We start from the raw sequence: 12066 nt of genomic DNA on the forward strand, positions 1-12066 counted from the left end.
TCCTGAGAGCGAATATACGCCGATTGGGTAAATTGTCGCCTGCGTTACCGCAGCATGGGGAAACAAGCATTCGGGCTGCGGCATAGTTTAACGGCTCAACACTATTGATTAGTTTAGTATAGCTGTCAGATTGGGGATTCAGTTAGGGTGGCATTATTTCTCGCCGCATCGAGATCGATCGCGAGTGCTAATTGATAGACATAGCGGCGCGATTGCGAAATTTGTTCGGCGACGATCCGACTGGCTTGAGAGCGCGATGTATCGTTGAGCATCAACTCGACTAGAGCGCGTTCGATCGCTTCATCCGACAGTGTGGGATGGCTCACAGGCGCGCCAGCCACCACGAGCGTGTATTCCCCCTGTGGTTCGATGTGGGTGTAATGCTCGATCGCCGAATTAATACTTCCCCGCCAAAAATCCTCATGTAATTTAGTCAATTCTCGCCCGATGACAATCTGCCGATCCTCGCCAAATGTCGTCGCAAAGTCGGCTAAAGTTTGGCGCAACCGATGGGGAGATTCATAAAATACCAAAGTCCGCGCATCGCCCGAAACCGATTCTAATCGATCTCGTCGTTCTTGTCCCTTAACCGGGATAAAACCTTCAAATACAAATCGATCGCTCGGCAAGCCAGACGCGCTTACCGCCGTAATTACCGCCGTTACACCCGGAATCGGAATTACTCGAATCCCCGCCGCAACACAAGCGGAGACAATTAAATAACCAGGATCGGAAATTCCTGGCATCCCCGCATCGGTAACTAAAGCGATCGATTTTCCCGATTGCAATCGATCGAGCAGTTCGGGAATGCGCTGTTGTTCGTTATGCTGGTGATAGCTGATCTGGGGCGTTTTAATCTCAAAATGATGCAGCAACTTACCAGTATGACGGGTATCTTCAGCCGCGATCGTATCGACATCCCGCAATACCTGAAGTCCCCGCATCGTCAGATCGCCCAAATTTCCGATCGGCGTACCGACTAGATATAGAGTTTTACCAGTGACTTCGTTTGACATGTATTTATGGGTAGGAATCGGCTGTCAGCAGGGTGTCTCTCAACTAGCGATCCGTCGGGCGATCGAGTCAGTATTCACCGAGTACGATCTAGATCTTGCCACAATTGCGGGAATTGCAACACTCGATCGCAAAGCAAATGAGCCGGGATTGCTCGATTGTTGTCGCGAATCGGGCTGGTTTTTAAAAACATACAGCCCAGAACGGCTAAATTCCGTCATGGTGGCGCGATCGTCGCAATTGGTATCGGCACTAGTCGGAACGGCTAGCGTCGCTGAAGCAGCTGCTCTATGTGCGGCGCAGACTGATGTTCTATTAGTACCCAAACAAAAGTTTCGGCTCGATGCTAAATCTGGCTTTGTTACTGTGGCAATTGCAGTGTTCGATCGAGATCCGATCTGTTAATTTGCTCGACAATTAGTAGCTAGGTCATTTAGTTTGAATGTTCTTCAAAACTTTCCGGATTGGATCTAGAACCAGTAGTATCTTACTGTTGAGAAATATATCTGGCTGTCGCGTCAATGAATAAAACGGAAACAATCGAACTTCTAAAATCAGAAAATTGGACTGGAGCTGATGCCATCAGAGCGATCGAATTTATAGACTTCAACACCGATCCTGATGAATTAACTATCCGGCAGACTATATCCGCTCGGTTTGTCGGTAACGAACTAAAAACCCGCCAAAGCGCACAAGGGCAGCAAAAAAGGCTAGTAACAACCAAAACTAATCAAGTCGAACAGCTCAAACAACAATATCAAGCAGATGTCAAACAGCTCAATCTTCAGATCGAACTGTTGAATCAACAAATTAAAGGATTTGATTCTCCTGACATCGCCCAAAAGATTGTCTTTTTAGAGCAGCAATATCAAGAGGCGATCGCGCAAAATGAATTTCAAAAAAATCAAATTAAAGAACTAGATAATGACAATCGATCGTTGGTAAAAGTCAACGATATGCTCAAGCAAGACAATAAGCACTTAAAAAATATCGTTGATGCTATCAGGTTACAAATTGCTCAGGACATGAAAGGTATTCTCAAACATCAGGATGGCGATCTACGTCAAGCTATTCTCAAATTATTTAAATCTACACAAGGATAAGGCACTTACTGTAAATGATAAATACAAAAGAGTTTAATGGAATGGGTTATCGCCAGGTACAGCGATCCAACTCAGATAATAAATTAAAATTGAAATCCGAGGAAATTCAACTACTAAAAAATAGCGGTTGTAAAAATGTCGGTTGGGAAAAAGTTATCCAACTCTATCTAAAAATTCAAGATTTGTTATCTTCACCATATCGTAATAACTGGAGTCTGAGCGAGTTATTTACTGAAGCCGATCGGATTGGTAACAAGTATCAGTCAGTTCAGGAAATTTCCGACTTCGAGATGAAGTTCACAGTACTATCTCAAGAAATTGACGAAGAAATAGATAGGATTTATCCAGATAAACAAATAGAAATTATTGATTTTAGCACGAGATAAATGATAAATGAGCGTAGATATCGAAATAGATAGATTGGAAAAAGCCAGTCTCAGAGAATTATTCAAGCTTGCAGACCAAATTGGAAATAAACATTATCATCGACTGACTCCTCAAGACTTCCAAAAGTACCTTCAATATAACGCTTGGCGATATATTAATGGAGACTATGAATGCGGCTCGACAGAGGTGAGCAAACTATGGGTGAAAAATAATTCCAGTCTTCACTGCCCAGTTTGTCGCGATAAATATGCGAGTTGTAATTATAAAACTATCGACCATAAACTGCCCCGATCGCATTATCCCTGGTTGTCTATGGAGTTTGATAATTTATGGGTAATTTGTAAAGATTGTAATATCGAAAAAAGCGATCTAAATTGGTTTGAATATGAACAATACATTTGCATGAACTATTCACATCGATATGCAACTGTGGAAGCTGCCCGCCCTTGGAAAATGCTACGATCTTTACAGATGCAAAATTGATGTGCAGTAGATAAATTTAAACTTATTATGGCCGATCGTACAATAGAATCAAAATAAAAGGCAGAGGTAATTACTAATTATCTCTACCTTTGCTTTTAACGACAAGGATTACCAGATCGATCGAGTGCGATCGGGCTGGGAATTGGGCTGCCAATTATTGAGGTGCTACAGTTAGATTGGATGGCGCGAGGATAGATAATATTTTGCTGTTGCAATATTACTGTCGGCTGGGGATATTGTCGATAGCGACGAACCGAATAACTACCACCATCATAGGTAGTAGTCGTCGATGTACCAAAAGAATTATTGCTAGGATAAATAATAGTTGGTGTTACCTGAGTTGTCGTGACAGTTGTTGTCGTTTCTGTTGACGGTACGTAAATCGTCGTCGAGGAAGAACCACCATAGGGATAACCTTGTGCTTTAACTGTTGCGGGTACGAGTAAAGCACTAATGGCGATCGTTGCTAAACAAATGAATTTTTTCATGATTAACTATCGGTGTAAATTATCCAAAAATTAGATGCTCGATCGCCCCAACTATGATACCGAATTTGCCCAATCTTGCGCCCAAGCGAGCGTTTGATGCACTCGATCGATCGTTGCCGCTTCGCAATAAAGTCTGAGTACTGGCTCTGTACCACTAAATCTAATCAATAGCCAACTGCCATCAGATAGATTAAATTTGTACCCGTCTGCCAAATTGCGATCGCGTACTTCTATGTTAGCAATTTTAGCGAATGGTTGGGTTTCTAATTGCGCTACTAATTTAGATTTAACATCCATACTTGCCAAATGCAGATCGACTCGATCGTATTTAAAATCGTAGTTAGTTTGAGTTTCAAGTTGGCGATACAAATCGCCGAGATCTTGTTGAGATTTAGCAATCGCTTCGAGAATATACAAAGCCGACAGCAACGCATCGCGTTCGGGGATATGATTGCCATAGCCGATGCCGCCAGATTCTTCGCCACCAATCAGCACGGGCGTATCGAGCATCCGATCGGCGATATACTTATATCCGATCGGAGTTTCATAGACTGGCAAATTATATAACTTGGCAATTCTCGGCACCAGATTAGAAGTACTCACAGTCTTAATAATTTCGCCTGTAAAGCCTCTTCGTTTAACTAAATGCTCGATGAGAATCGGAATCAAAATCTGCGAACTCAGGAACTCACCAGAGCCATCTACAGCCGCAATCCGATCGCAGTCCCCATCGAATACCAACCCGACTCGCACACCCGGCTCGGTATGATGGCTGCGAATTACCCGCATTAATTGAGATAGATATTTAGGCAAGGGTTCCGGCGCACCACCATCGAATAACGGATCGGTATTGCTATTAAGCTCGGTAATCGGCGTACCTAATAACCGATCCAACCCCGTACTCGCCGCACCATGCATCGCATCGGCAAATACCGTCAATTTACCAGATTCGATCGCTGCTTGAATGCTTGCCAGATCGACTTTGCCCCGCAATTCCTGACAATAACTTTCCCACGGATCGAACGTATTCAGGCTTCCTGGCTCTGTAGAAGACAACGTTTGTCCCAATCTCGCCTCAATTTGCTGCGTCATTTCTGGCGGTACCGAACCCCCAAAATTGCCCTTCACCTTCAATCCTAAATAGTCGCCAGGATTGTGACTAGCGGTAATTACCAGCGCACCGAGCGCATTTTGACTGTGTGCCGCCCAACTAAACGCGGGAGTCGGCGCGTAACCATCGCTGAGAATTACATCGAACCCCGCCAGCCGCACCGCTTCAGCCATCCGTTTGGCAAAAGTTTCCGCCATGAACCTGCGATCGAATCCGACGATAATTTTCCGATTGCCCGTCTTAGCACTATAAGTATCAGCCAACACCGCCGCCGCAATCGGCGCAACCATCAACAATCGATCGAATGTAAACTCTGCCCCAATTACACCCCGCCAGCCATCCGTCCCAAATTTAATCGCGTTCGCACTCATTAGTTCCCATGTGTAGCAACTTCCCTATTCTACAGATGTGGAGGATCTTCTTACGTCCCGATCGTTACTGAATTTGTCATTTGTAGGGTTTATGAGCCGGATTCAGCATAACACTCGATCGATCGGCGAGCTAATTTAGTTTTACGCTTGAGGTAAACACCAGCACCGATGGCGATGCCAATGCCTAAAAGATTTGATGGCTCCGGTACGGTTTGAGCAGCACTAATCTGATAGATCGTACCGCTACCTAAACCAGAGGAATTAAATAAAAATCCGCTGCTAGCGATATCTACGGCAAATAGCGAGTTTTGGGTGGATAATAAACTGGTAAAGTGACCGTAATCTCCGCCTTGGTTCGTACTTAGAAAATTCTGGTATTGCCCTGTTTGGGCATCATAATACAGTACCGGATTGAGCGAATCTAGTCCAGGTGCGGCGTTAAACCGACCGAAGAAAGCTACAAACGCACCATTATTAAAACCAGTGGGAAATGTTGTCGGTGCTGGAGCGATCGCATCCACTCCTTGACTCTTAAAACCAGTAGTAGGATCGGGGATGGGTTGAAAATATGCCAGCGCATCGAGGGCACTAGGATCTTTGGTAACAATGCTGCCGTTGCCATCTACAAACACTCCAGGCGAGCCAGCTTTAGCACCAGAATTGGGAAAGCCAAAGTTATAAACGGTGCCACTGGCAAGCTGCGCGGGAGTCAATCGATACAGCGCATCTGTTGTGGTTGCATTGTTAGCGGGTGCGGGGGGCAATCCATCGATCCCATTGTCGCCAATGTAGAGATTGTCCGCAGGATCGAATGCCAGAGCTGCGGCATTTCTCAATCCCGTACCGACTTGAACTGGTTGCCCGAAATTAAGTTGCGGATCGATCGAAAAGGGGATTTTATAAAGCGCGTCGCCATTAAGTTGCGTGCTGGGAAGGTTAAATCCCGCGCTACTGACAGTAACTCCACTAGGCATCGGAGTTGCGGTGTTATTGGTGGCACCACCAATATTAAAATATAAATCGAATTGCCCCGCTCCAGTCTGACGAACAGCCTGGGAATAGGTTGAATGAATGTAATTATTGGGAAAGGAAAAATCGAGCGCACCCTTGAGAGTTAAGGAATTCGCGCCCAAATCGGCTCCGGTTTGAAAAACAGAAATATTACGGCTATTGCCCTGGCCACCAGTCACGAATAAATAGTCATTAACAGTACTAATTGCCGTAATGCCACCAGGTAAATTCTTATTAGCCAGCGTTCCATCGTAGAGAATGGTTTTAGTTGCAACACCACTACCATTATCTTGCAACCGTACTAATTGACCTTTAGCATTAGAATCGAAGAAACTATTGCCGTTTGTAGTGCCGACTACTAGCGAACCATCATTGAGTTGGGCGATGCCGTTGGGGAAATTTAAACCTGTCGCGAACTCTCTAACACTAAATTTATTTTGCAGGCTGGGATCTAGACCGATGTTATTAGCTCGCACTGGTGTGGGAGATAGACCTAGAGCCAAAGAGACTGCTGTTAACCCAATAATTTTCTGGTAGTCTTTCATTTTGGTAATTCAAAGATGGCTGATTTTTGAGCGATCGCCTTCAACTACTGTCTCATATAGAAGGCTGCCCAACCACCGATTACTGTACCACACAACAAACGTAGATCTAAGTCCCCCTTAAAAAGGGGGACTTTGACTCTTTCTCCCCCTTTTTGAGGGGGCTGGGGGGATTTAGAGACACCCTCTTATTGGCAAGGAATACGGGCTTCTAGGATATGAGTTCACTTTAGTTATTTGGCTTACCGATACCTTTTTGATTTACGAAAGGCGGTTACTACAAGATTTGGTCGTGCTTTTGTAGCTCAAAAAATTCTACTCATGCTCAGTCCGAAACCTGGCATGACTTCGCCACAGTCAATCTCCGTGGGCGATTCTAATATCTCTGCCTCTTGTCCGGGTCGATAGATCTCCACCTGCTTGTTTTTTGGATCGACGAGCAAGCCCAGCCGCACTCCGAGTCTTTGGTACTCTACCATCTTCTTCTGCAACGGCTTCAAGTTGTCAGTAGCCGAGCGTAGCTCAATGACAAAATCGGGGACTACTGGAATGAAGCCCACAATATTCACACCCTCCAATCGAGATTTCTCGATCCAAGAAACATCTGGCGATAGTTGTCCGCCACCGAGTGCTGTAAAATCATATCCACCTGAAGAGTCAAACACTCGACCTAGATTAGTTTGTCGATTCCAAATACCAACCTCAAGAAATAAATCTCCATTCTTTTCGCTACTTTCGCCACCTGCTGGAGCCATAACAATCAATTCTCGATCGGGGGTTAATTCCAAGCGTAAGTCGGGATTATTGACACACAAGCGACCGAACTGTTCTGGTGTCACAGTCAGAGTTGTATTGCTGACATCGAGTAATAATGGTTTGGTTTCAACAACGTTAGCAGTGGTAGTAACCATATCGAAACCTCCAAATTTGCCGTCAGATCGGTTTATGTATCGATGTCCCAACCCCCTTCGCCCTGATTAAATCTATGGTAGAGCGTCTTTAAGTGCCGTTCTGGCGGCGAGATGATTGCGGGTAGATGTCAAAATTTCTACTTCTCGATCGAGTCTACTCGTCGTATCTTGCATTTCGAGTAAAGCTTGTTGCTCTGCTGCTACGCCATAAAGATGGCTGGCTACCCAATAGGATAGTTCGATCGGGAGTTCTGGTAAATTATCTGGTAACTCGACTGGTTGCTCTGTCAGCTTGCCAGATAAGTGGACGACATCGCGCAGGAGTCGCTCGACATCGGTCGCTAAGGGGCGTAAATCTGCTTCGGTAGGACGATCTTCAATCCACTCAACTAACCCGACGCGATAGGGCTTCTCGCGCACATATTCTAGCACTCTGAATCGCTGCTGTCCCATTGTCAACACCTTCATCCGATCGTCTGGCAACTGCTGAAAGTGGACGATCTCCGCGCAACAACCGATATCTGCTGGTTGTCCTCTGACGGGATCCCACATCAGCACGCCAAATCGCCTGTCGCTACTCATAACCGTATTCATCATGATCCGGTAGCGAAATTCAAATATGTGCAATGGTAGGGGACGACCGGGAAATAGCACCAATTCGGGTAATGGAAATAGCGGAAGTTCTCTCACGGCGATTGAAGAAGATGGTGCCATTTGCGGATTCGATCGACAGCTTAGGGTATATTTACTAGATTAACGGATCTAGCCTCGTCTGTGCTAGGTACTCAAAGTTAATTACGATCTACTGAGTCTATTACAGTGTTCGATCCCCCGATCGAGTATACTAAGTAATGAAGAGCCTTAATTTGTTCGGAATCTAATTCTGTAGGCTGATTGGTAATAACTTTTTGCTCTAGTTTGTATTGGTAATTTCTTTATTGGAAATCTCCTTATCGTTAATCTATGGGTAACAACTTAGGCTAGATATCAGTAGTTATTACGAAACATTTGCTGTCGCCCCGATTGATTGGAGACATTCGCGATCGCAATCCCCCGGTTTTACGTTATAATTGTGTGCCAAGGTATTTAATCGTCGGGATGTAGCGCAGCTTGGTAGCGCACTGCTTTCGGGAAGCAGGGGTCGGAGGTTCAAATCCTCTCATCCCGACTCAGGGTAAAAACAGCACTATAAAAGGGTTTCGGTAAGGTTTTCAAGACCTTGCTGAAGCCCTTTTGTTGTCATTCAGGCAACGTAAAAGGGTGATTAGGGGTGTTAAGACATGACGTTTTTACCACCTTTTTTACCACCACATGAAAGTCACGATCGAAACTAAAAAAACCGGACACCTACTCAGATGGGTTTGTCCGCAGACGGGGAAGCGCGTATCTATTTCTGTTAATGAAGCGTCTGATGGGCGAAACCCAACGAAGTTAAAGGATCGAATCGAGAATGACATCAAACACGGCGAATACGATCCAACCCTGGTAAAGTACCGGCCCAAAACCATTGGGAAGAACAAGACCGAATTAACCACAGTAGAGCTATTCGATCGCTTCACTCAGCACCAAATCAAAGAGAAGCGGCTGTCTAAATCCTCGATCGATACCCGTTACAAATACACCCAGCGAATGCTAGAGAAGCATCTCAACATCCCAGCCTACCAACTCGATCGGCAGCGGGTGGAAAGTTTTCTAGATGTCTGTTGGGATGCTCTCAAGCCTAACACCGCTAAAACCCGAATATGGCTGCTAAAAGCCGCGTGGGATTGGGGGCGGGGTAAGTGTGAACTACCCGATTTAAACCCTTGGGATGGGGTAGCAGAGCGGTTTAAGTCCGTACCAGTGCAGCCAGTTCCCGCATTCTCCAAGGATGAAGTTAGGAAAATTCTCGACGGTTTCCGCACCAGTCCCCACTATGCCAACTATCTCGACTATGTGCGCTTTCGGATGTCGATGGCAACTAGACCCCAAGAAGTTCGCGATCTGAAGTGGAAGCACATATCGGCTGATTTTGAGTCTGTCTGGTTTGTCAGTAACAAGACCAAAAAGGGGCGGACTGTGCCCTTAGACCCCTCGATCGCTTCAATGCTCAGAAACAAACGCGAACGCGAAGCTCGCCACCAAGGCGGTCGGGTTAAACCTGTTTTGGATGAGGAATTAGTCTTCACTAGCCGCGAAGGTTTGCCTATTGATAACAGGAATTTTCGGCGGCTTTGGATAATAGTACTAGCTGAAGCTGGAGTACCCTATCGCAAGCCATATACCACCAGAAAAACATCAGTTAGACATTCATTACTTAGTGGTGCCAATTACATCGAAGTCGCAGCAGCGGCAGGGCATGACCCCCATACAATGCACAAATACTACGGTGATGCTATTCAACAAAATAGCGTTCTAAAGGCGTTTGAGTAGTAAAATACCCAGAGTTAATCTAGAAGAGTTAACTCCGAGTAAAACTTTAATTTAACAATTAATATTATGCACCAAATTTCTCAATACGATGCTGGGGGAATAAGCTGGAAGTGTATCAAATTCATATCGATCGGTCGAGTCATTCCCAGCGAAAAGACACTGTGGGAATTAATAGCCGACCCTAGCCTAATCGAACAGATGCAGGTGACTATAGATACAGGTAGTTCATCAACAGAAAGACAGCAGTTAGCAGAAATAGTCAACCAGTTAATGCTTGATGAAAAGATATATGCGATGGCTTCATTAAGAAGATATGGACTACCCAAAGCGTCCCCATCACAAAAGTCGCTAGACAGCTTGAGCATGTTTAGCGACAAGCTTGTTGAGACGATCGATCGAGAACTTTTATTACCATCAAAATTTGACAATAAGATCGAATTTTTTTGTAATGAGAAAGGTATTGACTGGGAACGAGTTCGATACCATAAATCGGTTATTGATTATTGTTTGCGAATACTTCCACACCCCCTTAATTGCGTCTCGAATGTCAATCGAGATGGTGATTGGAGTGTGTTTATTGCTGATAAGTTTTCACAAATGCAAAGTGACGGAAAAGTCCCACTACCTCCTGAAGTGGATTTGGCAGTGTATCGAGAGCGCAAGGTAGAGGCAGAACGACGAGCAGCAAATCTTTTTTCAGATTACCGTGATTCGAGAGATTTCCTATCCGAATTAACACAAGCGATCTCAGCGGAACGCCCCGAAATCTTTCAACAGCGTTTTGAGCAAAACCACTCTGTTATTACCAGTAACCGCAGCTATCGCCGAAGCAAGAAACCAACAGAGAAAGATCTATTACTGTGTCGATGCGAGTTTTGCTACCAATTTAGAACGATGGTGCGAAAACGCGGTGTAAATCCGGCTTGGCACTGTGATGACGATGATTGCAAGCGTCTATATGGAAATTGGCAACGGGATCTATCACGAAAATCGATACCCATCTAGAACCTTTGAAATCGTCGTTCTCAGCAGACACGTTCAATTATCAGATCTGGCATCATACATTTAACACCCGAAACCCCCTTTTCTGGTACTCCTACCCCCCGTCCCCAACGCTACCAAAAACATGACCCACAGAGTAAAGCGACCATCCGTCCAGTGGGCGGGTGTGCCAACTGGTGAGATGTGCATAACTGCTGGAGTTTCAGCGGATACTCTCAAAAATTACCGCATTCGCGGACTCCTAACCCGTGGGATCTACTGGTACACCCTGCCAGGTTCCGATCGCATTATCTGGATACGAGATCTGGTTCGGGACTATCTGGTCAACGGGAATTCACCAGCCCACCAACGCGCGATTGAGAAATACCTCAAGTCTCTCCCTAGCTCATCTGAGTATAAGCCCGACACCGCTTAGAAGATACAAAAAATCGCCCTAGCGATAAACCCCAAAGCGACCACGCAAATTAAATTCACTTTTAGTTTAGACCATGCCCCAAGCAACGCGCAGTAATCAGGATCTATACCTCTGTGAGGAAATCCAAAATCCAGATCGATGTAGTTTCCCCGACTGTAACGACGACATCATCCCAGCTCCCAGCGGGATCGATCGACACTGCTTCAAACATCAGATCGATCCCGATCTATAGCCATACAAAAGGGGCTGTAACGATTTACTAACAGCCGTTACAGCCCCTTTTATTCAAAAATCTTACCCCACTTATAACAGATGAAACCATCGATAAACTTCCTCAGAGCTATCGGACATAGAGATCGCGTTTACGTCCGATGTCTGTCACCAAAAAATACTCCGCTGCCAGAACTGGAAGCACTGGGCATGACCTACCAGGATAAATCGGGTCAGACTAAGAAATCTACCATAAACGGTTATATCGACCTCCAAACAGGTGAATTATACCGTCGCTATGGAACGGACTATAAACCAGTTATTGATGGCTGGGGACACCTTCTAGAGCTTAATCAACAAGGCTATGGAGTTTATTTTGTAGTTGGTCATGGTGGTGAAAAAAATAATGACATCACTCACGGTACTACTCTATTTCACGAGAGCGATCGAGCGACATTAGAACAGCAGCAACTAGAGATCGATCGCATTACTCAAGAGTTCGGTAAACCTACAGCGGTAGTTAAGACCAAGAAATCACTTCACGCTTATTGGGCATCAGAGATAATCAGAATCGATAACCTTGCAACATATCAGCGGCGATGGTTA

The 12066-nt window shown here is 45.2% G+C and carries 15 protein-coding genes and 1 tRNA gene; 10 read left to right on the plus strand and 6 right to left on the minus strand.

The annotated features are described in order from the left end of the window. Positions 1 to 125: 125 nt before the first annotated feature. Positions 126 to 1016, minus strand: coding sequence for a 16S rRNA (cytidine(1402)-2'-O)-methyltransferase (gene rsmI, locus RMO79_RS02385; protein WP_310481454.1), 891 nt, complete (start codon positions 1014 to 1016; stop codon positions 126 to 128). On the opposite strand from rsmI, the gene RMO79_RS02390 reads away from it, so the two are divergent. From RMO79_RS02390 to RMO79_RS02405, 4 genes are all read left to right on the plus strand, one after another. Next, on the plus strand, positions 1000 to 1419 hold the full coding sequence (locus RMO79_RS02390) for a cobalamin biosynthesis protein (protein WP_310481455.1): 420 nt from the start codon (positions 1000 to 1002) through the stop codon (positions 1417 to 1419). The two genes, rsmI and RMO79_RS02390, sit on opposite strands and share 17 nt — an antisense overlap. A 116-nt stretch (positions 1420 to 1535) precedes the next feature. Beyond that, the gene (locus tag RMO79_RS02395) at positions 1536 to 2117 is read left to right on the plus strand and encodes a hypothetical protein (protein ID WP_310481456.1); all 582 of its coding nucleotides are present in this window, start codon (positions 1536 to 1538) and stop codon (positions 2115 to 2117) included. A 14-nt stretch (positions 2118 to 2131) separates the two neighbouring features. Continuing rightward, positions 2132 to 2503, plus strand: coding sequence for a hypothetical protein (locus tag RMO79_RS02400; RefSeq protein WP_310481457.1), 372 nt, complete (start codon positions 2132 to 2134; stop codon positions 2501 to 2503). A 7-nt stretch (positions 2504 to 2510) separates the two neighbouring features. Continuing rightward, positions 2511 to 2987 carry an HNH endonuclease signature motif containing protein gene (locus RMO79_RS02405; RefSeq protein WP_310481458.1) on the plus strand — a complete coding sequence of 159 codons (477 nt, stop codon included), beginning with the start codon at positions 2511 to 2513 and terminating at the stop codon, positions 2985 to 2987. Between the two features lie 95 nt (positions 2988 to 3082). Here the strand turns inward: RMO79_RS02405 and RMO79_RS02410 are convergent, their stop codons facing one another. From RMO79_RS02410 to RMO79_RS02430, 5 genes are all read right to left on the minus strand, one after another. Next, the gene (locus RMO79_RS02410) at positions 3083 to 3475 is read right to left on the minus strand and encodes a hypothetical protein (RefSeq protein WP_310481459.1); all 393 of its coding nucleotides are present in this window, start codon (positions 3473 to 3475) and stop codon (positions 3083 to 3085) included. A gap of 51 nt (positions 3476 to 3526) precedes the next feature. Then, positions 3527 to 4957 (minus strand): phosphoglucomutase/phosphomannomutase family protein, encoded by a 1431-nt coding sequence (locus tag RMO79_RS02415; protein ID WP_310481460.1) that lies wholly within the window; start codon positions 4955 to 4957, stop codon positions 3527 to 3529. A gap of 89 nt (positions 4958 to 5046) precedes the next feature. Continuing rightward, complete coding sequence (locus tag RMO79_RS02420) at positions 5047 to 6513, minus strand: PEP-CTERM sorting domain-containing protein (RefSeq protein ID WP_310481461.1); 1467 nt, start codon at positions 6511 to 6513, stop codon at positions 5047 to 5049. A 302-nt stretch (positions 6514 to 6815) separates the two neighbouring features. Next, positions 6816 to 7421, minus strand: coding sequence for a Uma2 family endonuclease (locus RMO79_RS02425; protein ID WP_310481462.1), 606 nt, complete (start codon positions 7419 to 7421; stop codon positions 6816 to 6818). A gap of 72 nt (positions 7422 to 7493) precedes the next feature. Next, a complete protein-coding gene (locus tag RMO79_RS02430; RefSeq protein WP_310481463.1) occupies positions 7494 to 8135 on the minus strand; it encodes an LON peptidase substrate-binding domain-containing protein in 642 nt (213 codons plus the stop codon). Positions 8136 to 8515: 380 nt separating this feature from the next. On the opposite strand from RMO79_RS02430, the gene RMO79_RS02435 reads away from it, so the two are divergent. The 6 genes from RMO79_RS02435 to RMO79_RS02460 all read left to right on the plus strand — a co-directional run. Continuing rightward, a tRNA-Pro gene (locus RMO79_RS02435) sits at positions 8516 to 8589 on the plus strand. A 143-nt stretch (positions 8590 to 8732) separates the two neighbouring features. Beyond that, positions 8733 to 9833, plus strand: a complete 1101-nt coding sequence (locus RMO79_RS02440; RefSeq protein WP_310481465.1) for a tyrosine-type recombinase/integrase — start codon at positions 8733 to 8735, stop codon at positions 9831 to 9833. 66 nt (positions 9834 to 9899) lie between these two features. Beyond that, entirely contained in the window at positions 9900 to 10838 is a 939-nt protein-coding gene (locus RMO79_RS02445; protein WP_310481467.1) for a hypothetical protein, read from the plus strand. 121 nt (positions 10839 to 10959) lie between these two features. Continuing rightward, positions 10960 to 11250 (plus strand): hypothetical protein, encoded by a 291-nt coding sequence (locus RMO79_RS02450; RefSeq protein WP_310481468.1) that lies wholly within the window; start codon positions 10960 to 10962, stop codon positions 11248 to 11250. 73 nt (positions 11251 to 11323) lie between these two features. Further along, on the plus strand, positions 11324 to 11482 hold the full coding sequence (locus RMO79_RS02455) for a hypothetical protein (RefSeq protein ID WP_310481469.1): 159 nt from the start codon (positions 11324 to 11326) through the stop codon (positions 11480 to 11482). An 80-nt stretch (positions 11483 to 11562) separates the two neighbouring features. Further along, positions 11563 to 12066 (plus strand): hypothetical protein (locus RMO79_RS02460; RefSeq protein WP_310481470.1); only part of this gene is annotated, 504 nt, incomplete at its 3' end.

Origin of the sequence: Chamaesiphon sp. VAR_48_metabat_403 (assembly GCF_031422475.1) — a bacterium.
Taxonomy (GTDB): Bacteria; Cyanobacteriota; Cyanobacteriia; order Cyanobacteriales; family Chamaesiphonaceae; genus Chamaesiphon.

Bases quoted from the DNA above. Each gene is read 5' to 3' on its own strand.
- RMO79_RS02430 (WP_310481463.1), bottom strand. From the start codon at position 8,135: ATGGCACCATCTTCTTCAATCGCCGTGAGAGAACTTCCGCTATTTCCA.
- RMO79_RS02405 (WP_310481458.1), top strand. From the start codon at position 2,511: ATGAGCGTAGATATCGAAATAGATAGATTGGAAAAAGCCAGTCTCAGA.
- RMO79_RS02445 (WP_310481467.1), top strand. From the start codon at position 9,900: ATGCACCAAATTTCTCAATACGATGCTGGGGGAATAAGCTGGAAGTGT.
- RMO79_RS02395 (WP_310481456.1), top strand. From the start codon at position 1,536: ATGAATAAAACGGAAACAATCGAACTTCTAAAATCAGAAAATTGGACT.
- RMO79_RS02415 (WP_310481460.1), bottom strand. From the start codon at position 4,957: ATGAGTGCGAACGCGATTAAATTTGGGACGGATGGCTGGCGGGGTGTA.
- RMO79_RS02455 (WP_310481469.1), top strand. From the start codon at position 11,324: ATGCCCCAAGCAACGCGCAGTAATCAGGATCTATACCTCTGTGAGGAA.
- RMO79_RS02410 (WP_310481459.1), bottom strand. From the start codon at position 3,475: ATGAAAAAATTCATTTGTTTAGCAACGATCGCCATTAGTGCTTTACTC.
- RMO79_RS02425 (WP_310481462.1), bottom strand. From the start codon at position 7,421: ATGGTTACTACCACTGCTAACGTTGTTGAAACCAAACCATTATTACTC.
- RMO79_RS02420 (WP_310481461.1), bottom strand. From the start codon at position 6,513: ATGAAAGACTACCAGAAAATTATTGGGTTAACAGCAGTCTCTTTGGCT.
- RMO79_RS02440 (WP_310481465.1), top strand. From the start codon at position 8,733: ATGAAAGTCACGATCGAAACTAAAAAAACCGGACACCTACTCAGATGG.
- RMO79_RS02400 (WP_310481457.1), top strand. From the start codon at position 2,132: ATGATAAATACAAAAGAGTTTAATGGAATGGGTTATCGCCAGGTACAG.
- rsmI (WP_310481454.1), bottom strand. From the start codon at position 1,016: ATGTCAAACGAAGTCACTGGTAAAACTCTATATCTAGTCGGTACGCCG.
- RMO79_RS02450 (WP_310481468.1), top strand. From the start codon at position 10,960: ATGACCCACAGAGTAAAGCGACCATCCGTCCAGTGGGCGGGTGTGCCA.